This is a genomic window from Rhodococcus sp. P4_F3_2, assembly GCF_056401335.1.
On sequence record NZ_JBFUJN010000054.1, the window covers coordinates 1 to 21,590 of the forward strand.

A 21,590-nucleotide genomic window follows, 5' to 3' on the forward strand; every position below is an offset into this window, starting at 1 on the left:
TGTCCGCACACGATCACCGAACTGACACCCAACTCGTCGATCCCGAAGGCCAGTGCCGCTTCCACCGACGTATCGCGGCCGCCGGCAGGAACCAAGTTTCCGACGTTGCGCACAGTGAACAGGTCACCTGGGCCACTGCTCGTGATGATGTTCGGCACCACTCGCGAATCTGCGCAGGTGAGGAAAAGRGAGTCGGGATTCTGKCCGTCGCGCAACTGATCCATGTGCGGCCGTATCGCTTCGGCGCGATGGCGATGATAGTTGGACACCCCGTCGAGAATGGGTCGCAASGCTGGCGGGCTGCTCAGATTCCTTCCCGAAGCCTGTGGTTGCCAACTACCCCACGGAGCGAGCAATCCGCGCAGGTCGGTGACTGCGGCGCCGCGCTTCGGCGGACCGGTGGTCGCGCTCTCCATACTCACCGAGCCRACTTCGTCGATGATCACCGAACCACCTGCCAACTCGTACTGCCTCGCCCACTCTTCGATGACGTCGAAGACGGCATGGTCGAGGAAGTCGACGGACAACTCGACGGTGACGTCGGACCGCGGCGGGATGCCGGCGAGTACCGAGGTGAGCTTGGGCAGCACCAGGAAGGTGCACGACCCTTCGACCAGCACCCGCCACTTCCCGGAATCCTTGTCACCCAACTCTTCTGCCGTGACCGACGCGCGGATGACCCGCCACACCAGGAGAGCGATCGCCAACGCCAATCCGATCAGCACGCCCTCGAGCAGGTTCAAGAACACGACGCCGACCACCGTGATGCCGTACACCCACAGATCACCGGTGCGTCGCGCCAACCGAATGTGCGCCAGCTTGACCAGTTGAATGCCGATGACGATCAACAGTCCGGCAAGCGCAGACTTCGGAATCTGCTGCACCAACCCGGCCAGCGCGGCCGAGAACAGCAGGATCCACAGGCCGTGCATGATCGACGACGCACGGGATTTCGCCCCGGCTTCGACATTGGTGGCGCTGCGTACGATCACACCCGTGACGGGCAGGCCGCCGATCGCCCCGGACACCATGTTCGCAGTACCTTGGCCGAGCATCTCGCGATCGAAGTTCGAGCGCGGGCCCGAGTGCATCTTGTCCACAGCCACGGCCGAGAGCAGACTCTCGACGCTGGCGATCAGKGCGATGGTCAGGATKCCGGTTGCGACGCCGAGCCACTGGCCGTCCGGCAGAGCGGGAAGTCCGATCGAGTCCAACAAAGATCCGTCGAGAGCAATACGTTCGACGTCGATCGGCAGCAGGAGCGAAGCGAGAGTTGCCAATACGATGCCGACCAATGCCGCMGGCACCTTCCGGACGCCCGCGGGGAGATAGCGCCACCCGAGAAGAGTGGCGATGACAACGAGTCCGATCATCAAGTCCTCGACGTGCAGGGCACCGATCTGTGCGGGCAACTGCCGTAGATTGTCCAGCGCCGAACTGGCCGAGCTYCCGCCCAACAACACGTGAACCTGTTGTAGCGCAATGGTGATGCCGATACCGGCGAGCATCGCATGCACCACCACCGGCGCAATAGCCAGTGCCGCACGGGCAATTCGGCTGAGCCCGAACACGATCTGCARAATTCCGGCGCCGACGGTGATCAGGCAGGTGACYTTCCACCCGAACTTGCCGATCAGTTCGGCGACCACCACGGTCAGRCCGGCTGCGGGACCACTGACTTGCAGCGGTGAACCTCCCACCGCTCCGGCCACTACTCCGCCGACGATGGCGGCGATCAGACCTGCCATGATCGGYGCCCCGGAGGCGATMGCAATTCCCAAGGACAAGGGAAGCGCCACCAGGAAGACGACCAGCGACGCCGGCACGTCGTATCTGATCAGTTGCTCGAGATAACGCCGGCTTCCACCACCCGGCGGAGACGAATCCCCCACGACGGCTTCGTCTGCGGATGATTGTGCGTGCACTACGGACTGCGTCGACATAGATCTCCTCGCCGGACCCCGGATCCGGCTGCTGGGTAAGATGTTCGAAGCGAATCGGCGATCGGTATCGCCGATCGTCTGTGACCATGGTAACCGCGATTCCTTACTGTTCCCTTAGATGCGAACCCAGAGGTGGTCGACGTCACCGCCGCCCGGCACTGTGACTCGAACCTGAACGTCGGTCCATAGGCGCGATCGAATTGCTTTAAACCGCAAGCATTTACACTGATCTTCGCCTGAGTATCATCGAGAACGACTGGCTGACAACGCACGACAGTATCCAGCGCGAGCGAGATGCTGAGCTGTTCGATGCGACGGGTGCACTTTCAATCATGATGCGACGGGTGCACTTTCAATCATGTTGGGTGGACTGGTTGTGGACCGTCGCTACCAAGGCTATTTGAAGCGGTGCACTACGGTCTGGGCATCGAGCTCTTTCTCGCCCCTGCTGTGGTCAATGGTGGATGCGTGGCTCGCTAACCCATGTGCTCGAGGCTTTGAGTCCCGAGCGTATATCCAAGCTACTCTCAGAGCGGTCGTGCTTCCAAATATGTTGCAATACTGATGATCACGATGACAATCGCGAAGATGATGACGTCTTTTCGAGTGATCTGCGGTGGGTTCGTCATTTGTCCCTCTATGTCCTTGCGAGCGACCATGTGCCGATCACAATCAATGTCGCTGCTTCAGCAGCGGCGATCAGGCGTTCTGTGTAGCCGAGCGTCATGACGTCCCACCAGTTGGTCCCGGTCACCACACTGACTCCGATCGCGTAGAGGAGGGGTGTAAAGCTGGTGATAGCCAACACTCCCGCGGTCAGTGTTCTGCGGGCGTGCAATGCATGGTTTCGATCCCGAAGCCAAGGTCGCGCAAGAAGTATCGCTGCGATCGGAAGGCTGAAGAAGGCTGACGCAGTGGCCGCCCCGTGAATGCTCCCGCTGATGCTCACCGGTTGAGTCCAGTCTTGCTTGGGAAATACTGCGAGCCCCACCAGTCCGACGACCCACAGCGTCATTGCGAAAGCCGCGCTCGATCTCCACGAAGTGAGCTGTCGGCCGATGAGTGCGACGAGGAATCCTGCCGATCCGGCAGCGAGAAGTAGTACTGCAGTGATGAAGATCCAGCGACTGCCGCCGAGACCGTATGCGCTGATGGTTGATTCGAGCTTGCTACCGGTTGTCACGATCGCATGCGCGTCGAGTAGTAGGAACAATGCGATGGAGGCGTTCACGGTATAGAACCCGGACGCCGTGATTCGAGGTATCGGTCTCGGCGGGATCAGTTTTCGTACAGTTGAGCGTGTCACAGTTCGACCCGCCCTCTTGGGAACAGTAATGCTGTTGCGTTCGTAATCGTTTGACGGGCATGCGCGGCGCCGATCTGGCCGGCTCCGTAGGTGTCGATTGTTTCGCGCGAACTCAAAGCCACTACGTAGCGGTGGTCGTCACCGACGACCCCGGTGGAGAGGTGAACCCAGTTGCCGGCGATGCAACACATCCACCCCTGTTTGACGGCCATTTCCCCTTCGTTGCCCAGGGCGTCCGGAATTCCGAATCTTTGGTAGTAGCCATCGGTCCCGGTATCCGTGAAATCGCCGATGCCGTGAAGAATGGTCGAGGTTCGGTCCGCGGGTAGTCCACCGCTACCGTCGAGAAACCGCGAGTAGTACAAGACGACATCGGACATCGTGGTCCTTGTTTGCCACCAGTCGGCGCCTGACTTGATCGAGGTCGACGAGAGCTGATACCGCGACGTGACAGCGTCAATTATCTCGGTGCGTCCGAATCGCATCCACAACTCCTCTGCCGCCGAGTCGTCTGACGAACGCAGCATGGAGTCGATGAGTGCGCGATCTCTCGCCGTGAGAGTGAGGGCGCCCTCGGACTCCCTGAGGAGGATATCGTCCGCGATGAATAGCTTTGATACCGAGGCAGTTTCGATCGATGTCGTGTTTCCGTTCGATACGTGGACCCCGGTGGAACGATCAAAGATTGCAATTGAGATTTCGGCGCCCCTCGCCTGCGCGAGATCTGTCGCTCGCGTCAGTCGTTCGCCAAGCATCAAGTCAGGGACTATGCCAGGCTGGGTTGGTGTGAGGCTGGACACCGAGGCTGACCGGGTCGGCAACTTGGGAATCACGTTCGGCGCGACGACGGAAAATGTCAGCACCAGAACGCAGGCACCGATAGTCATGCGACACCCTATCGGGAATCCGGAAGGTCTTTTCTCATCGCGCATGTTGCATGACTGTAGGGAGCCATTTCATGCGTTCCATGTGTAAAAATATGAACTTCATATGAGGTTCGCGTACGTATTCTTCCAGCCGGTCAGGTAAGGAATGATGGGGGAGTGCCATCCACTCAATCCGGTGTCCATCTCGCCGACTCCGGGCCTCGCCGCGCGGTCCTGGCTCAGCTACCCCGAATGTACCGACGGGACGGATCGCCGATTCGTGTGCTGCTCGTCGACGACGAGCCTGCCCTCACTGATCTGGTGAGCCTTGCACTGGGGTACGAAGGGTGGACTGTTGACGTCGCGCACGACGGATCGGCTGCGCTGAAGAAATTTCGTGATCAGCAATTCGATGTGGTGGTATTGGATATCATGCTGCCCGACATCGACGGGTTGAGTGTGCTCCACCAGATTCGAAGTACACGACGGGGTGTACCGGTCCTGTTTCTCACCGCGCGAGATTCAGTTGACGACCGCGTAGTCGGCCTTACTACTGGCGGTGACGACTACATGACAAAGCCCTTCAGCCTGGAAGAGTTGGTAGCACGACTGAGGGGACTGCTTCGACGAGCCTCTGATTTCATCTCGGAAATCGATGCAGTACTGACAGTAGGGGATCTGTCCCTCGACGAGAGCAGCTACGAGGTCAAGCGTAATGGTGAGACGATTTCGTTGACCGCCACCGAATTCGAATTGCTTCGCTACTTCATGCACAATCCAAAGCTTGCGCTGAGTCGAGCGCAGATCCTCGACCGTGTGTGGAACTACGATTTTGCAGGCAAAGCCAGCATCGTCGACCTGTATGTCTCATATCTGAGACGAAAAATTGATGCAGGTCGAGAGCCGATGCTTCATACCGTGCGTGGCATCGGATATGTCCTCAGGCCCGCGCAATGACATGGCCAGGACGTCTTATCGGTCGAGGTCCGTGGAGTCTGCAACGGAAACTGGTTGTCGCCATGACAACGGTGATGGCAGTTGTGCTCTTGGTGGTCGGTGTAGTTTGCGTGGTCACGCTACGTGCTTCGGTGACAACCGTCGTCGACAAACAACTGGCCGGGTCGATGGCCGCATTTAGTCATTCGGTGGATAAGTACCGCAATGGAAGTGAAGGTGCAAAGCCTGGTAGCGACCCAAAATATGTGAAGCCTCTGACCGAGTTCGGTGGCCAGGCGCCGGGCACAGTGATCGTTCTCATCGATAGCGGAGTGGTCACGGATTCTGCGGTGTTCTCGGATTCCGAACCTGTGTCGCTGAATTCCGATGCAGTAAGGCAGATCGAGACCAGTGCATTGACAAGTGGCCAGAGGCAGAATGCCGACATTGAGGGTCTTGGCAGTATGCGGGTGGAAAGCCTCACACACAACGAAAATCAGACGCTCGTCACCGGACTTTCAATGTCTGCTGCGAATGATGCTGTTGTCCGAGAATCGATGGTGGTGTTGATTCTCGCGCTTGCTGCTCTCATCACTACGGTGATCAGCACGGTGCTTGTAGTCCGTTTTGCCTTCAAGTCGTTGTCCCGTGTGGTCGCCACTGCGAAGAAAGTCACCGCTCTTCCTCTCGGCGCCGGTGATGTCGTACTGAATGTGCGAGTTGCCGAGTCCGACACCGACCGTCGGACCGAAGTTGGGAAGGTCGGAGAGGCGCTGAATCACCTGCTGAGCCACGTCGGCGATGCCCTCGCAGTCCGAGCGGCTACGGATCGGAGAATGAGACAATTTGTCACAGATGCGAGCCACGAGCTACGAACGCCGTTGGCAGCTATCCAGGGCTACGCAGAATTGACCCGACAGGATAGTGACAATCTTCCCGAGATGACCGAATACGCCTTAGCGCGGATCGAGGCGGAATCGAAGCGTATGAGCGCGCTTGTTGCCGGGTTATTGTTACTTGCCCGACTGGACGAGGGACAAGACCTGCACACCACTATGGTCGACTTCACCGATCTGCTGGTCAATGCAGTGAACGATGCCCGAGTCTCGGGGCCTTCACATCGTTGGGTGGTCCACGTTCCGGAACCCGCGGTTGTGGTGAGCGGTGACAGCGAACGGTTGCATCAACTCATAGCGAACCTTCTGTCGAATGCACGGGTTCACACGCCGCCCGGCACAACTGTCATCGCTACGTTGACAACTATCACGGACAAGTACGGCGCGGTAGCAGCTGATTTGGCGATTGGCGACGACGGACCTCGTATCGCACCGGATCTACTGGACACAATGTTTCAGCGATTCGTCCGGGGCGACAAAGCACGTTCGAGGGAGACCGACAGTACGGGTTTGGGCCTGGCGATTGTGTCGTCGATAGTCGATGCTCACGGCGGAGAAGTGAGTGTCGAATCGACGATGGAAGGGAAGACTTTCCGCGTTCGACTCCCCGCAATCGACGTCTTGGGTGCGACTGCCCCCTCTGATCAGTGCCAACCAACGTCGAGTGCGATGGGTTAACTGCAGATAGCGCCAGAGATCGAATGATGCTGCGTCCCTCGGCCAAAGATCAGTCTGGATAATGTTCGAAACGCGTTCGAACCCTAGGACGCTGCTTAACCCGGTGTCCATCAGACGGAGTCGACCACAGAGGTACTTACAAATAGATACAGATGGGCAGGAGAAGGTATGCATTTGTTCGGCAAAGCGGCAGTTGTGTCTGGTGCAGTTGCGGCATCCGTTGGATTGCTAGTTGGCTGCGGCCGGGGGCTGCCCGCTACAGGTGATCATATGAGCTCAATCTCGCCGCACGGTGATCGCGATCTAGAGCTAGTGGCGGACATTCCAGGCCCGATGCCCACAGGCGTCACGATCTCGCGTCATGGTCGGATGTTCGTCAACTTTCCCCGATGGGGTGATGACGTGCACGAATCAGTGGCCGAAGTCGTCGATGGCAAGGTGGTCGCTTACCCTGCGGACTCAGTTTGGAACAATTTTGATCCATCTGATCCGGAGCACAGATTCCTCAGCGTGCAGAGCGTGGTAATCGATTCCATTGATCACCTGTGGGTCCTGGATACCGGCAGGGCACTCTCGGAGGCCGCTCCGCCGGGCGGGCCCAAGTTGGTGGAAGTTGATCTGGGAACTGATCAGGTGATTCGCACCATTCCTTTCGAGAGCAGCATCGCCGGGCCAATGAGCTCCGTGAACGATATACGGATCGACCGGAAACAGGGCGAACAAGGCACGATCTACGTTACGGACGCCAGTCCGACAGGGTCGAGCGCGCTGATCGTTGTGGACATCGCGAGCGGACAGCAACTCCGTCGCCTCGACGGGGATCGATCTACAGCACCAACCCCCGGATTCTTTCCCACGATCGAAGGAAAACGATTCGAGAACACCACGACCACACCGCCGACACCGACAACTTATGGAGCAGACGGCATCGCTCTGAGCCCGGACGGTTCCCTGCTCTACTACTGCCCATTTGCATCACTGAACCTGTATTCGGTCCCGACCGCAGCGTTGCGGGATCCGGGCCTGTCCGAACAGGTCCTTTCAGGACTTGTGACAGATCTTGGGGTCAAAGGGATGTCGGATGGTTTGGAGAGTGACGCACAAGGAAACGTCTATGCCGGCGATCTGGAAAGACAAGCCATAGTCCGCCGGAACCCTGACGGCCGCATCGAGACTATCGCGGCGAGCGATCAACTGAAGTTCACCGATACTTTCACGCTCGGTTACGACGGCTATCTGTACTTCACCGTGAACCAAATCAACCGCCAACCTGGATTCAATAATGGTGTCGATAGGCGTACGCAGTCATACCAGGTGATGCGATTGCGAATCGATGCCTTGCCAGCCAGGCGCTGATTTCTACCATCAGCCTTTGGATCGATGGGGTCACGTTTGGTGGACACCTTGTACCTGGGTTTAGGCCTCGCAGGATGTTTCTATGGGAGAAGGCCAACTTCACCGTCATGAATTGCGAGTCCGGCTCCACGGCACAGTGCCCCGAGCTGGCCGAATGCATCGCGGAGATTTTCTCGTTGTGTGGCAACCAGACCGCACGCGCAGCCGATTGTCTATGTGAGGTTCACCCTGGATGGTGGGCATCGAGATAGAGGGACTGAGGGTCCCGCTGGGAGGATGTCCTCATGTCCCGCACGCGCAGGTTGTTCACGACCGAGGACAAGGTCGAGGCTGCCCACAGGGGGATCGATTCCGGCCGCACTATCGTCGAGGTCGCCCGCGAGCTGGGAATCAACGAAGCATTCCTCGGCCGGTGGATCGCTGACGAACGACGACACATGGAGGCCGCCACAGTGTTCGGTGATCAACCGCTCACCGCCGCCGAACGTGCCGAACTCGCCCGCCTACGCAAGCAGGTCACCGTGCAGGAGAAAAACCTCGCATTCCTAAAAAGCGTCCGCGTATTTCGCAGCCAATCAGCGAAAGTGGAGATCTTCGCGTTGACGGCCGTGGAGTGTGCGAACTCCGCCGTTCACTTCGATGGCACGTCTACTCGAGGTGTCGATCTCCGGCTTCTCCAACACCAAGGTCGCAGTGTGGCAACTCGATTGGGGGACGGAAGCAACGCCGAGGAGATCTGGAAGTGGAGATCCATCAGGAGTCGAAGGCGTCTACGGGGCGCCGCGGATCACCGCTGAGCTCCACGACCGCGGCGAAGTGATCACCGAGAATACAGTTGCGAAGATCATGCGATCACTCGGTGTCGTCGGGATCAGTCCGCGCACGTTCAAGGTCAGTACCACCGTCGTCGACCCATTTGCGTCCTTTCCTGATGATCTGGTGCAACGACGCTTCGATCAGGGGCGCCTCGATGGGGTCTGGAAATCTGACATCACCTATCTAACCTGCGGTGACGGCGACATGTACCTGTGTAGGAATCAAGGATGGGCACTCGAAAAGGGTTCTGGGATGGTCGGTTGCGGATCACGTGCGCACCAAACTGGTCATCGAAGCGTCGGATATGGCTGTAGCAGCTCGCGGCGGGGATGTCGCCGGCACAATCATGCACTCGRACAGAGGAACTCAATACACGCGGAGATCCTGAAGCAGGCATGCGAGCAGTATGGGTTGCGGCGTTCGATGGGAGATGCCGGGATGTGCTGGGACAACGCCGGCGCGGAGATTCAGTGGTCGACGTTCAAACACGAATACTACTACCGCCGCACATTCACGTACGCCGCTGATTTGGTTGCTGCAGTTGACAACTGGATGAGATTCAACAACGCTCGCCGTAAGCTTCCCGCGATCGGGATGCTCAGCCCCACCCTTTACGAACAGTCACTGACCGCGCCCACAATGGCCGCGTAACCACTGTCCACTTTTCGGGGTGAACCTCAGAAAGTGAATGCGTATGAAACTCACACACATCGTCATAGCTGCAAGCCTCACCGCTTCCACCACACTGACGAGCATCTCCACCGCGTCTGCCAGCACTCCTCCTACCACCAGTCCCAGCATCGATCGGTGGTCCAGCACTACTGCAATGCCTTATGCGCTACAAGAAGTCGCCTCAACCGCGCTCGACGACTATCTGTACGTCGCAGGGGGTTTAGGGCTGCCCTTCCACGATCAAATTTTCAGTCGTAAGCACCTCCGCTACAGCTTTCGAACTCAGCAATGGGAGACGCTCGCCGACCTCCCGGTTGCCTCGCATCACCTGCAAGCCTTCGCCATCGACGGCAAGATCATCTATCTGGGAGGCGAAGAAGGTCCCGCGCTGATCGCCAACGGGCGTACCTGGCAGTACGATCCCGAAACCGACGTCTTTACCGAGTTGGCACCCATGCCCCCCGGTCGGATACGCGGCGCAACAGGCGCAGCCGAATACGATGGCAAGATTTACGTCGCAGGCGGTGCGAAAATCCTCAACTTCGGCGAAAGACAATTCGACGTCTTCGATCCAACATCGAACAGTTGGTCCTCGTTGCCGGACATGCCACACGCCCGCGAACACTTGGGGGCCGCCGTCGTCGACGGAAAACTTTATGCAGTGGGAGGGAGAAACCTACTACCGACCAACTATGTAACGCCCACCGACGTTTTCAACCTCCAGACCGGAATCTGGGAGGAGTCGACTACAGACATCACACATGGCCGCGGTGGCCTCGGCGTCGTAGCAATCGGGTCCAAAATATATGCATTCGGGGGCGAAGGCCCCGGAATTTCCTTCAACGACGCTGCGGTGTTCGACACCATAAGTTCGAGCTGGTCGGATCTGACCGACATGCCTCTGGCACGCCACGGAATTCAGGCAGCCACCCAAAATGGTGCCATCTACCTCGCAGGTGGAGCGTTCATCGGAATTTACGGGCCGGCAGCCGACGTCCAGATCTATCTCCCGTGAAAAGATTAGTCCTCGCTGCCCTGGTCGCACTCGGATGCGTAACGATCAGCTTCGTCATGGGATCCCATAGCTCGGTCGGCTCCGCTCCACCAACTCCGGGAGTCGAAGATGTCTCCTTCGCGCAGGACATGTCACAACACCACGCTCAAGCCGTGTTGATGTCGATGATCATGCTCGAGGTAGCACCCCCGGGACAGGTGCGATCGCTCGCTCAAACAATCGCACTGTCACAGCAACAAGAAATCGGCATCCTGCAAGGCTGGCTTCTGCTGTGGAACCGAGACACCCGACCCCTCTCCACACACCACCAGATGCCAGGAATGGCATCCGACGACGACGTACAACAACTCAGAACTCTCCCCCCCGCCGACTCGGAGAGACAATTCCTCAATCTCATGCGCACCCACCACCTTGCAGGCGTCTTGATGGCCGAAGCAGCCGAACTAAACGCCCAACTACCCAGCACCATTATCTTCGCCACCAGCACCCGACTGAACCAACAACTCGAAATCGCCCATCTCGATGCGCTCCTGTCTGCGCCACACGAATAGACCCGAACACACCGCGCCCCGCAGGGCAGCCCACTGACGAGCACCGAACGTGTACCCTCCGTCCCGCTTTGCAGCCCACCCACAGTCCCTCGGTCAGCCTGATCGCAAAACCAGCACTTCAGGAATCAAAATGCGTCAAACCGGTTCGCCGATCATCGGGTGAGACACAGACACAGGGACTGTCTCTAAATCGGTGTTTCGGCCCGAGAAGCTGAGTGAATGCGCAGCGAGGACGTGCTGAGATGACGACACTGGAAGACGTGACGAAGAAGAGGTCCGAGCCCTCCGCGGAAGCCGCGGCGGCCACGGAACTGGTGCGACTTGACAAGGAACAGGGCCTGTCGTTGACCGGGCCGGGCGGCTTGCTCAAACAGTTCACCAAAACCGTCCTTGAATCGCTCCGGACTCGCCTGTGCGATTCAGGTGGCTCGTTGGCACGGAGGCTAGTCAGCAGAGTCAGCGCGTCAGGTGTTTGTAGCCACTGACGCTGGCGGAATGATTGTGATCTTCGAGTGTCGAGGTCGAAGCGGTTGGCGACGCTGACCAGGCCGAGGCGGGCGACCTGGACGAGGTCGTCGCGGGTTTGCCCGCGGCCGCGTTATCGGGCGGCGATGTTTTCGGCGATCGGCAGGCACGATTCGATGATCTGTGTGCGGACGCGTTCGCGTTCGGGATGGTCCTCGGGCAGCGTACTCATTTCCGCGAAGAGGACGGTGAGGTGTGTAGGCGTTGTCCTTGCCCGGGGTGGCGGTCATGCGCGTGCCGGGAGGGCATTCTTCAAGGTGATCGTCGCATTCCGGTCGCCTTCGGTTGTTGCCGCGGGTGTTTGTTCGAGTACGACGTGATGGACGAGTTTCTTCAGGACGAGCCAACCGAACGAGGACGTACTGGCATCGATGGGGGACGAGGTTGTTGCGGTCAGCACCACCCGCGGGACGCTGAGGTCGGTGAGGGCGTCGAATGCACGTACCAGGGTGCTGGAGCGGCGGGCGTGGTTGATCGAGGTGGTGGCGGCTTCGTCGGCGAGGACGAGGTCGGCCAGTGCCTCCATGGTCAGGCCGTGGTGGTCGGCTGCTGCCCGCACTACCGCGCGGAGTAGCGCAATTGGTCCGCGGAGGCGGGGAAGGTGCGGCGGAGGCCTCGGTGTGTGGTGCTTGCGCCGGTGATGTCACCGGGGTGAATGTGCGGACGTGGCAGGCCATTAGTCCGGATGTGTGTCGCCAGGACGAGTGGTCAGCGTAGAAGCCGGCGACCAGCGACGCGGTGCGCAGAACCGCTGGTATGTGGCGACGATGCAGACGTTCTTGTCTTCGAAGCATGCGTCGAATGCCGTCCGCGACAATGACGCCTCTTCGCAGATCTCACGGATTCCGAAATCCCGGTATTCCGCGGACACGAGAAGTTCGGTCGCGGCGACCACCAACGCTCCCGGTGAGCTTTTCGATCAGTTGCTCGCGGCACCGGCAATCGCCGTGGCTAAGGGGTTCGCCGCGCGGAGGTCGGAGCCTTTCGCGCTCATTAGAGTATCGAGCAGGGACCGTTGCGCAGCTGCCATGGCGGCAAGTGCGTGGCGGGGCACCTTTTCGACGGTGTCTTCGGGAGAGTGATACCAGGACGGGGCCAATGTCACGTTGTAGCTCGGCACGTGAGGTGGTAGGTGGCTGATGGTGGACGCTGGCCCCAGGACAGGCTCGGTTGGGACGCCGAAAGCCGCCATGTGCTCCGTGATGTGCGATCGCAGCAACTCGTTCTCTGCGGCGATCACTCCATGGACTACGGTGTTGCCGGGTGCTGCCTGATCGACGTCGGCGGCCATATGGTCGAGCCAGTTGAACGCGACAGTTCGTAGTAGGAGGTCCTTCTGGTGTTTCTCCACGAAGTGGTAGAGGTCGAAGTCGCCAGTGTCGTGTGCGCCGCTGGCGAGGAAGACCATCGTCTTGGCACGCTTCTCGACCGGCAGGGCCGTGTAGTGACGCATGAGCCCGAGGAGGACCGCGTCGCCTGTAGCGTTGTCGACGGCGCCGTCGAAAGTGCTGTCGTAGTGTGCAGCGACGATGACTACTTCGTCTGACAGGCCGGGTAATATTCCGACGACGTCATCGACGATGGCGCGCAGCCGGTGCTCGCCGGGGCCGAGCGAACCACCCGTCACGACGAGCTCCCCTCCCTTGGGCACGTCGGAGAGCACGTTGCTGAGCTCGATCTCGAGCCCGGCGTTGGCCGCGTCCGCAAGGCGGTCGAAATCCATTTGCCCGACGGTGAAAGCGGGAATACTTCCGAGTTGCGCGGCCCTTTTGTGCGTGGGGAAGTTTTGTGCGAAGTGCATGAGCATTACGGAGTTGCCGGGCGCCCCGGCACGCCGGACGTATCCCGCAGCTCCCTTGTTGACGGCGGCGTTGTACAGTCCGGCGTCGCTCACCGAGCTGCCGTCGGTGGCGGAGAAGTTGCCGATGTAACTGACGTCGACGAGGAGGACCTTGCCCGCGATGTCGATGTCGGCCAGATCCGGGTTTCCCGTGCGAGCGTCGATGTAGACGGCTTCGCCGCTGACGGTGCCCGGAGCGGAGTACCAGATGGGAATGGAGTTTGCCTGCCACGGCGCCTCGTCACTGGGTCCAGACAGGGGGTGGGCAGTCAGCGACCACTCCTGCGGGTAGTAGAGATTGAAGGGCCAACTTTCGACCGTCGTTTCGAGGCCGTGCAGTTCGAACTGCTCCCGGAAGAACGAAGCGGTGCGTTCCGCGGCGGCCGAACCGTTCCTCCTCCATCCGAACCCGGTAATGGTGTGAACATCGGCTATCAGCGACTGCTCGCTAAGCGGATCGTATCCCTGTTTGTTGCCGTTCATCCTGTTTCCCTTACATACGACGAGTTGTTGCGTGGGCGGCCGAAAGTCATTTTGATCGGCAGTGTCCATCAGGCTGGAAGCCGTTCCTCTGGCCACATCAGAGCAGGGTCCGGAAATCCTTCCGACTACGGCACCGTCTCCTACAGGACATCAAGAGTCCCGCTAGTTCTCTTGGAGGGCATCCCGCCTGCGTTGCTCCAGTGTTTCTGTATTTCTGGCCACGTCGCGGGGGTAGCAGAAGTAGAGGCTGGAAAGCACGGCGGCATTGATAAGCATGAGGACTACCAAGACCCAGAAGAAGACCGTCTGGATACCAAGGGTGGCGGCAAGAATTCCGGCGCCGAGTGAGAAGGTGACCCATCCGATGGTCTCGAAAACGTTGAGGAAAATGGCGAAGGCCTGGTTTCGTAATTCCGGCGGAACCACGGCGGCGACAATGGGCCGGTTCGCCGGCGGGTTGGCGCCCTGGCAAAAACCCAGTAACACCATGAAGATTGCGTACACCGCAATGCCTTCGTAGCGGATCTGGGTCGTGAAGAACGCGACAATGGCGAAGAGGATCTGGGCTCCCTGTAGATAGGCAACCCGGCCCGTGTGGGGCAGTACCTTGTCGAGACGGGATATGAGCAGCCCGCCTCCAACCGTTCCGGCGAAATAGCCGACTCCGAATGGCAGCAGGACCGTTGCTGCGACAGCATTCGTAAAACCGCGCTCTGTGACCAGGAATTGAATGCCGAAGACGGCGATCAGCAAGTGGCCGGAGAGGAGCCGGGAGATCATCATGATGGAGAACGAAGGGATCCGGAAAAGTGAAAGCACCGACTGGACGGTGACCTTGGGCATGACGCGGTCGCGGCCGGGCAGGTCCGCGAGCTGGCTTTCCGATGCCCCGACGCCAGGATCCTTCAGCAGGAACGCGACCGGAAGGGCAGCAAGAATACAAATAACACCGATGGACCACATGCCATAGCGCCAACCGTCGGTGAGTCCGGTGAACATCGCTATGAGCGGGCCCAGGAAGGCGCTGATCAGGCTCACAAATCCGTAGAAGTATCCAGCTGCCTTGCTCCGCTGGGAGTCCTCAAAGGAGTCGGCGAGGATGGCCATGGCGATGGGCCCCCCGCCAATGAGCGCCGCTGACATGAGCGCGTTGAAAATCAGCAGCTGAGTGAAGTCCTGGGAGAAGCCTGCCGCTATGCCGAAGATGCCGCCGACAATACTGGTCGTGACCAGGGTTTCTCGGCGTCCGATGCGCCCGGCCAGCCATGCCCAGGCCGGCCCGGCGGGGACGGCAACAAATTTTCCGATGGCAGCGAGGACGCCCAAATGGCTGCTTTGCAGGTGGAGGGCGGCGGCGATGCTCGGGAAAAGCGTCGTGCTCAGGCCATGTTCAGTGTTGTCTACGACCGTGATTCCGGTGAGTGTGGCAAGGTTCTGCCATCGGTGGGGCACGGGTCGTGCCTGCGTGGATCCTTCAACTTTGGTGGGGCTGCTGGTTTCAATGTCCATGCGAGTTTTCCGTCTTCGTTGGCAGGCCGTTGGCGAATATGTATGGGGCGGAGGCGATCTTGCTATGGCAAGGGTGCCGGGCCGAGTTCTTCGGCCAGGCGGGCTAGGGCGGGCAACGGGACAGGGCTGACCTTGGCCAAGTCGTACAAGCTAAGTTGGGTGGGGATGTTGACCAGCTCCGTCCGGACCAGATGGGGCAGATGTTCTTGGAGCACGGCACGGGAGCGTTGGTCCTGAAGCAGTGCCAGAAGAGGAACTGTCAAGGCGGCGCCGTGCTCGTGGAAGTCTGCCAATGGCGGCAAGGGAACCAGGGCAGCGCTGGCGCGGTCTCCCTGTTCCATTGCTAGCAAGTGTTCTTTGCGGGGGGTGGCGTCGAACGGCAGGCCCAGTCTGGCGAACTGGCTTTGGGGCGCGTCGCTCTCGTGCATGAGCCGCACCAGCAGCTCCACCATCCGCAGTTCAATATCCTCGTCGAGGACGGGATTGTTCTGTCCGGGGTCTGTGTGGAGGTCGAACAGCAATGTTCCGTGGGGCCATGAGCTCAAGATCGAGGATGTCTGGATGCGGAGTGTGCGCAGATTTTTGGTGAACGTGAACGGTTCGGCGGCTTGCCAGTCAACGAGTTCGGAGACCGCGAAACGGGAGCGCATGTGGGTGGGCATGAGGGTGTAGTCCTCCAGGGGCCCATTGGACGGTGCTGCGGCAGCGCGCATGTAGACGTATCGGCCGTCGGTGACGTTGACGTGTCCTCCATGGATGCCGAAGAGGGCGGCGTCGCGCAGAGGGCTGTCGTCGTCGAGGACGGCAGCGAGGTCCTTGCCCTGCATGTCGGGAGTCGGCTCAATGCCGAAGTGCCGGAGCATGGTTGGGGCGATGTCTATGGTCTGGACCAGAGCGCCGCGCCTGCAGTCTTTCCCCCGGGTGCGCGGGTCCCATAGGAACATGGGCAGATGGACCAGTTCGTTGAACCAGGGCTGGACGGACTTGGCCCACCAGCCGTGCTCACCGAGCAGGAAGCCATGGTCGGTGTTGACCAGCAGCAGCGTGTCTTTCCACATGTCGTGTTTGTCCATGGCATCGAGGACCCTGCCCAGCGACTTGTCACACATGGATACGAGCGCAGCGTATTCGTAGCGTGCATGCTCCACCTGCTCGAGGGGTTCGCTAACTTTTGCATAGTCAGGCCAGTCGAACTCGGGGCCGACGTAGTCGTGCGGATACATGGCCTTGTATGCGTCATGGGTGAAGAAGGGCTCATGCGGATCGAAAAGTTCGATTTGTAGCATCCACTGATCGGCCGCCTGGTTGGTGTCAATGAAGTGCAGCCCTGCATCCACTGTGAGTGTTTGTGAGTGCTCCGCTTCCGTGGGCATGTAGCTGCGGTTGATGGCATCCTGGCGTTTCATTCCAGGACGCCCTTTGGGGGGGCCCGGCTTTGGATCGACGACGCCCTTCCACGGGTCGCCTTCCTGGCCGCGAAAGAACTCCCACGTGGTGTAGCGGGGATGGTAGGTGGCCCCACCGTCTTCCCAGTAGTGGGGGTGGTCGGAAACAAGGTGCGTGTGAATTCCGGCCTTGCCTAGCATTTCCGGCATCGAGTCATCAAAAGGTTCGAGAGGGCCCCAGCCGCGGTGTAGGAAGTTGTAACGCCCGGTATGCATTTCGCGCCGGGCCGGCATGCACGGCATGGAACCGGCGTAGAAATTCTCAAACGTCACCGATTGTGCGGCGAGGCGCGCGAAGTTCGGTGCTTCAATAATGGTGTCCGCATATGGGGTGAGCATGTGCCTGTTCAGGCTGTCGAACATGAGGATGATGGCTCTCACTGTGGTCCTTTCGGGCAGGAGGCTGGCGGGGGAGTGGAGAGTGACCAAGCTGCTTGCGATTGGTTGCCGGCCTGGTCGGGAAGGGCGGTGGCGTAGCGGCTCCCAGTCGGCTAGCTGCCGGAAACGAGTGCCATTAGAGTGCCTAAGTCCTCCTCGGCGACTGGCACCCTCGCGAACTGGGCGAGCTGGCACAAGCGTGTCCCCATGATCGCCTTGTGCTGTGCCGACCCTTCCGATGCTCCGCACGGTAGCTGCAAGCGCTGATCGTCGGAGCTGGATCTGCAGGGCCGGCCCACCGACTGGATGGCTAAGGCACTGGCCAAGGTTGGATTCTCTGTCATCTAGGGCCACGAAGTCGTCGCCCTGGATCGCGGTGAAAAACTAGACGACGCTTTCGGACATCAGGTCATCGGAGATCAGCTCGATTGCCCGGGACTGACCGGCGGCGCCGAGCCATGCCGCGGACGGCTTCGGTGTACGGACGAAGGTCTTCCGATCGACCGCAATCAACCCGAAGGTGGGGACGAAGCTTCCCCATTCGTAGTTGTCCAAGGCGCTCCAGTGGTAGTAGCCGCGGATATCGATGCCGGCGGCCAACGCATCGCGCATGCCCGCCAGGGCGCCGGAGGTGTAGGCGACGCGGACGGCATCATCGCTTTCGGCGATGCCGTTCTCGGTCACGATGATGGGAGTCCGGGGTACGAGTCGGGCAACGCTGCGGATCGATTCACCGAGCGCCGGCGGGTAGTACTCCCATCCTGTCAGCGTCTTCTGCGCACCTTCGGGAACGGGCAGTTGCCCGTCCGGTCCGACAAATACACGGGTGTAGGCCTGCACTCCGATCCAGTCGTCACCGTCAGCGGCGAGGACGAAAACATCCCGCGAGGTGTAGGCAATCTCTGCCGCTTTCGCTTCACCACCATCGACTGCATGGTGGTTGGCGATGGCAACCGACCAACCGATCTTGACGTGAGGTGCGAGGCGTCTGACCACTTCAACGGCTCGCCGGTGCGCGTTGATCAAGGCCACAGTTGCGGCCTCGTCGTATTTGTCAGTTCCGGATTCTTCCCAATCGTTCCCCGCCAAGACCGCCTTGCGGACCGCGGCAAATCTCGCCACCATATTGGGTTCGTTGATGGTGCAAATGTGGTCAACATTGCTGGTAAAGATGGGGGCTGCGGCCTCGACAAAACGCCCAAAGATTTCGACGGCGTCCTCTGATTCCCACCCGCCTTGCTCATCAAACCATCGTGGGACGGTGAAGTGATGAAGCGTCAGCATCGGGCGAAGTCCTCGTTCAATGGCTCCCTCCACCATCCGCCGGTAGTGCGCGATCTCGGCGTTGGAAAACTCACCAGGCGCCGGTTCAATGCGTGCCCACTCGATGCTGAACCTGTAGTCAGTGAACCCAAGCTCCGCCAGAAGGTCCATGTCTTCTCGCCAACGGTGGTAGCTGTCACACGCGTCACCGCTCATTTCCCGAAACCGCTCCGGGAGCAAGCCGCTGTGCTCAAAGGTCCAAAAATCACTGTTGACGTTCATGCCTTCTATCTGATGGGCCGCGGTCGAGGCGCCCCAAAGGAAGGCGTCTGGAAGCTGGAAACTGTCAGGCATATTGACCCTTCGGTCTATTCGGTGGGATTGGATTTGGCACCAACGGCCATGCTTGCGCTGCCACCCTGTGTCACTGCTCACAATCTGTGGCGATTTTGAAAACATTACCTCGGTAAGTATTTGATTGGAAGCCCCGGCGAGAATTACCTGAAATTCTTCTCGAGAGGGGGCTACGTTCCCTAGCGGTCAGATTGCTCTGCACTATCGGGACCGAGAACTGCGCCGTCTGGGCAAATGGGGGTCGGTTGCCGCCGATGTCTGGGCGCCGGGACAAACGCAGAGGCGCGCCGCGAACGGAGCGCGGGTGTCGAAGTCAGCCAGATCGCCCAAGGTCAACCTGGGCCGGGCGTCGGCGATGGTATGAATCATAGGGTCGGTGAAGGTCCGGCACACCTTAAACCGGTCGAGCTGGTCACTGCGCTGATCGATGCCATTTGCTGGCTGTCAATCAAGCGCGGTGGACATCGAGTGGCCATGGCAAGTTGCATACCCAGCACCGGCGCGTCTCCGGTTGCCGCACGGCACCCGAACTCGAAGTCCTTTCATAGCCACAAACCCGGCGTTGGAGCGCTACGGATCACCGTCGCGTAGAGCCGCCATGATCGCCCCACCAAGGACAAAACCGAAGCGCGCCAGGCCCGGACTTCGCGGTCATGGTCCGATCAAAGTAGTCATTACACGATCAAGTATTTGCCGCTCACGCCGTAATCAGATCTCGTCCGGGTCTGCTCCGGCGCCTTCCACCAACCCGAGAGCCTCAAACAAGTACTCAATGAGCCCCGACATGTCGAGGTCACGCTCGTAGAGCCATTGCAACTGCAGGCCATCGGTGGCAGCGAGGACGAGCGTTGCAATTCGCTGAGCGTCTAAGGCTGCCGGAAATTTTCCCTCGGCTTGGAAGGCGCGAACCCGTTCCGTACCAAGGCTTCTCAGCTCGCGATATCGTTCTGCGAAGAACTCATGGGCCGCGTGCCCATCTTCGCTGGCCTCGCCGGAAAGTCGAACGTAGAGGTGGACGAGGCCAGGTACTTCGGCGTTGGAGCGAATTGCTGTCGTCAATTGCTCGGGTGTCCCGAGCTCGGTACCTGCTTGCTCCGCTCGGGCGCGTGATACCTCGTCGCGTTTCCTCAGCACTTCTCGAAACAGGACGTCCTTCGAACCGAAGTGATGCATCAGTCCTGCATGCGTGATTCCGACTTCCTCGGCTATCTCCCGCACCGAACTGCGCCCGTAGCCGACTCGACCGACGACCTCCAAGGCGGCCGCAAGCAGATCTTCCTTTGTCGCGACACCTTTGGCGTATGAACCCCTCTTGACCATAAATCGATGGTAGTCGCGACCGCTTGCCCACCACTCCCGGAAAGTGAGTTCCAGTGAATCCCATTCGGGCCGGCGAATCCCACAACCTCCGTTCACGCAAGTTCGAGCAGGCCGACGTCAGCAGACGAATAGCAGTCTTCGTCGTGGTAGAGGTCAGCATGGCGAAGACTGCTGGAATTGTGGCAGCACCGGACGATGCCATCGGAGTGGTCAGTGGAGCTGCGGCGCGCCATCACACTGGAACAATGATCACTGGAAGGTGCACCCGCCAGTAATTAGTTCGAGCCCACCCAAACCCTGCGGTCCTGAATACCAGCGACGCAGATGACCTCACCTTGTCGACTTAAGGCGACCAGGTGTCAGGCACATTCGCGGCCCCAGTTCTGAGGCGATGACGTCGAGTTCACGGCCGGGCCGTGTCAGGTCGGCAACGGTGCGTCGTGCAGCACTCGAACGCCGGCCCACGCCGCTGAATATGATCTCACTGTGAATGAGAGGACTTGAATACCTGCGGCGGCTCGAAACGATTCTCGCTGAACGAGTTCAGGAATACGAATTGTAGAGCGGGCAGTGGCCCTCCGGCACATCGAGTGCGTGGGCGCACTGCTCGGCCCCCACGGGCGAGTAATCGGTCATGTCCAGGCCACCGCACTGTGCCGCGCGGCGTCTCCACGTCAGTGGTCGGAGGAAAGGGTCTGTGAGGTGCTATCGACTCGCTGTGAGTGCAGCTCCGGCGATTCCCGCGGTGTTGAGGAGGGTGGCGGGGACGACCTTCGTGCGGTTGGTCAGGTGCGGAATCCACTTCTCGTGCTTGCGGCTGATTCCGCCTCCGGCGATGAAGAGGTCGGGCCAGAGCAGGTTCTCGAAGGTGGTCAGAACTCGGGAGACCTCGACGGCCCACTCCTTGTAGCTCCAGTCCTTCTTTTCTTTCACCGACGACGCCGCTCGATGCTCGGCTTCCTTGCCGTCGACTTCGAGGTGGCCGAACTCGGTGTTGGGCAACAGAACTCCGTTGTGCAGCACGGCAGATCCGATTCCGGTGCCGAAGGTCAAGAGGATCACGACGCCGGAGGTGTCCTTGCCCGCGCCGAACGAGTCCTCGGCGATTCCGGCGGCGTCGGCGTCGTTGAGGACGGTGACTTCGCGCCCGCCCAGGGCCTTGCTGAAGAGCGCGGCCGCGTCGGTGTCGATCCAGGACTTGTCGATGTTCGCGGCGCTGCGCGCGACGCCGCCGGTCACGACAGCGGGCAACGTGATGCCGACCGGCCCGGTCCACTTTGCTTGCTCGACGATCTCGGCCACAGTGCCCGCGATCGCATCGGGAGTGGACGGCTGCGGGGTCAGGATCTTGATGCGGTCACCGATCATTTCCCCGGTGCTCAGGTCGATCGTGCCGCCCTTGACGCCGCTGCCGCCGACGTCGATTCCGAAACCTGTG

General features: G+C 60.0%; 20 protein-coding genes and 1 pseudogene. 10 read left to right on the forward strand and 11 right to left on the reverse strand.

From position 1 onward, the window contains the following. The 3 genes from AC1DWA_RS30895 to AC1DWA_RS30905 all read right to left on the reverse strand — a co-directional run. On the reverse strand, nucleotides 1-1,943 hold a 1,943-nt coding region (locus AC1DWA_RS30895), incomplete at its 3' end, for a SulP family inorganic anion transporter (protein ID WP_477917446.1). Nucleotides 1,944-2,580: 637 nt separating this feature from the next. Next, complete coding sequence (locus AC1DWA_RS30900) at nucleotides 2,581-3,174, reverse strand: DUF998 domain-containing protein (RefSeq protein WP_477847657.1); 594 nt, start codon at nucleotides 3,172-3,174, stop codon at nucleotides 2,581-2,583. Nucleotides 3,175-3,245: 71 nt separating this feature from the next. Next, nucleotides 3,246-4,136 (reverse strand): hypothetical protein, encoded by an 891-nt coding sequence (locus AC1DWA_RS30905; RefSeq protein ID WP_477917448.1) that lies wholly within the window; start codon nucleotides 4,134-4,136, stop codon nucleotides 3,246-3,248. A gap of 231 nt (nucleotides 4,137-4,367) precedes the next feature. Here AC1DWA_RS30905 and AC1DWA_RS30910 point away from each other — a divergent pair, with 231 nt between their 5' ends. The 9 genes and pseudogenes from AC1DWA_RS30910 to AC1DWA_RS30950 all read left to right on the forward strand — a co-directional run. Next, nucleotides 4,368-5,072 (forward strand): response regulator transcription factor, encoded by a 705-nt coding sequence (locus tag AC1DWA_RS30910; RefSeq protein WP_477847700.1) that lies wholly within the window; start codon nucleotides 4,368-4,370, stop codon nucleotides 5,070-5,072. Nucleotides 5,073-5,317: 245 nt separating this feature from the next. Then, the gene (locus tag AC1DWA_RS30915) at nucleotides 5,318-6,625 is read left to right on the forward strand and encodes a sensor histidine kinase (RefSeq protein WP_477917450.1); all 1,308 of its coding nucleotides are present in this window, start codon (nucleotides 5,318-5,320) and stop codon (nucleotides 6,623-6,625) included. 168 nt (nucleotides 6,626-6,793) lie between these two features. After that, nucleotides 6,794-7,981: an L-dopachrome tautomerase-related protein gene (locus tag AC1DWA_RS30920; RefSeq protein ID WP_477847651.1), complete on the forward strand. Its 1,188-nt coding sequence runs from the start codon at nucleotides 6,794-6,796 to the stop codon at nucleotides 7,979-7,981. Between the two features lie 284 nt (nucleotides 7,982-8,265). Further along, entirely contained in the window at nucleotides 8,266-8,778 is a 513-nt protein-coding gene (locus AC1DWA_RS30925) for a transposase (RefSeq protein WP_477847649.1), read from the forward strand. A gap of 212 nt (nucleotides 8,779-8,990) precedes the next feature. Beyond that, nucleotides 8,991-9,185 carry a DDE-type integrase/transposase/recombinase gene (locus AC1DWA_RS30930; RefSeq protein WP_477917456.1) on the forward strand — a complete coding sequence of 65 codons (195 nt, stop codon included), beginning with the start codon at nucleotides 8,991-8,993 and terminating at the stop codon, nucleotides 9,183-9,185. Nucleotides 9,186-9,220: 35 nt separating this feature from the next. Continuing rightward, nucleotides 9,221-9,448, forward strand: a complete 228-nt coding sequence (locus tag AC1DWA_RS30935) for an integrase core domain-containing protein (protein ID WP_477847704.1) — start codon at nucleotides 9,221-9,223, stop codon at nucleotides 9,446-9,448. Between the two features lie 43 nt (nucleotides 9,449-9,491). Then, entirely contained in the window at nucleotides 9,492-10,484 is a 993-nt protein-coding gene (locus tag AC1DWA_RS30940) for a Kelch repeat-containing protein (RefSeq protein ID WP_477847647.1), read from the forward strand. Further along, nucleotides 10,481-11,035: a DUF305 domain-containing protein gene (locus AC1DWA_RS30945; protein ID WP_477917452.1), complete on the forward strand. Its 555-nt coding sequence runs from the start codon at nucleotides 10,481-10,483 to the stop codon at nucleotides 11,033-11,035. The genes AC1DWA_RS30940 and AC1DWA_RS30945 overlap by 4 nt, the downstream gene beginning before the upstream one ends. A 242-nt stretch (nucleotides 11,036-11,277) precedes the next feature. Beyond that, a pseudogene (locus AC1DWA_RS30950) lies at nucleotides 11,278-11,433 on the forward strand (IS256 family transposase); the annotation flags it as partial. A gap of 353 nt (nucleotides 11,434-11,786) precedes the next feature. Here AC1DWA_RS30950 and AC1DWA_RS30955 read toward each other — a convergent pair. The 7 genes from AC1DWA_RS30955 to AC1DWA_RS30985 form a co-directional block, all read right to left on the reverse strand. Further along, on the reverse strand, nucleotides 11,787-12,119 hold the full coding sequence (locus AC1DWA_RS30955) for an ATP-binding protein (RefSeq protein WP_477847643.1): 333 nt from the start codon (nucleotides 12,117-12,119) through the stop codon (nucleotides 11,787-11,789). A 117-nt stretch (nucleotides 12,120-12,236) separates the two neighbouring features. Next, nucleotides 12,237-12,455, reverse strand: coding sequence for a hypothetical protein (locus AC1DWA_RS30960; protein ID WP_477847641.1), 219 nt, complete (start codon nucleotides 12,453-12,455; stop codon nucleotides 12,237-12,239). Between the two features lie 24 nt (nucleotides 12,456-12,479). Continuing rightward, nucleotides 12,480-13,883: a M28 family peptidase gene (locus AC1DWA_RS30965; protein WP_477847639.1), complete on the reverse strand. Its 1,404-nt coding sequence runs from the start codon at nucleotides 13,881-13,883 to the stop codon at nucleotides 12,480-12,482. Nucleotides 13,884-14,045: 162 nt separating this feature from the next. Next, nucleotides 14,046-15,392, reverse strand: coding sequence for an MFS transporter (locus tag AC1DWA_RS30970; protein WP_477847637.1), 1,347 nt, complete (start codon nucleotides 15,390-15,392; stop codon nucleotides 14,046-14,048). A gap of 62 nt (nucleotides 15,393-15,454) precedes the next feature. After that, entirely contained in the window at nucleotides 15,455-17,218 is a 1,764-nt protein-coding gene (locus AC1DWA_RS30975; protein ID WP_477847635.1) for a sulfatase, read from the reverse strand. A gap of 381 nt (nucleotides 17,219-17,599) precedes the next feature. Then, nucleotides 17,600-18,913, reverse strand: coding sequence for a glycoside hydrolase family 1 protein (locus tag AC1DWA_RS30980; protein WP_477847633.1), 1,314 nt, complete (start codon nucleotides 18,911-18,913; stop codon nucleotides 17,600-17,602). 627 nt (nucleotides 18,914-19,540) lie between these two features. Then, nucleotides 19,541-20,152, reverse strand: coding sequence for a TetR/AcrR family transcriptional regulator (locus AC1DWA_RS30985; protein ID WP_477847631.1), 612 nt, complete (start codon nucleotides 20,150-20,152; stop codon nucleotides 19,541-19,543). Between the two features lie 53 nt (nucleotides 20,153-20,205). Between AC1DWA_RS30985 and AC1DWA_RS30990 the strand changes: the two genes are divergently transcribed. After that, a complete protein-coding gene (locus AC1DWA_RS30990) occupies nucleotides 20,206-20,427 on the forward strand; it encodes a hypothetical protein (RefSeq protein WP_477847629.1) in 222 nt (73 codons plus the stop codon). A 430-nt stretch (nucleotides 20,428-20,857) separates the two neighbouring features. Here AC1DWA_RS30990 and ppgK read toward each other — a convergent pair. Beyond that, a partial coding sequence (gene ppgK / locus AC1DWA_RS30995; RefSeq protein ID WP_477917454.1) for a polyphosphate--glucose phosphotransferase occupies nucleotides 20,858-21,590 on the reverse strand: 733 nt, incomplete at its 5' end.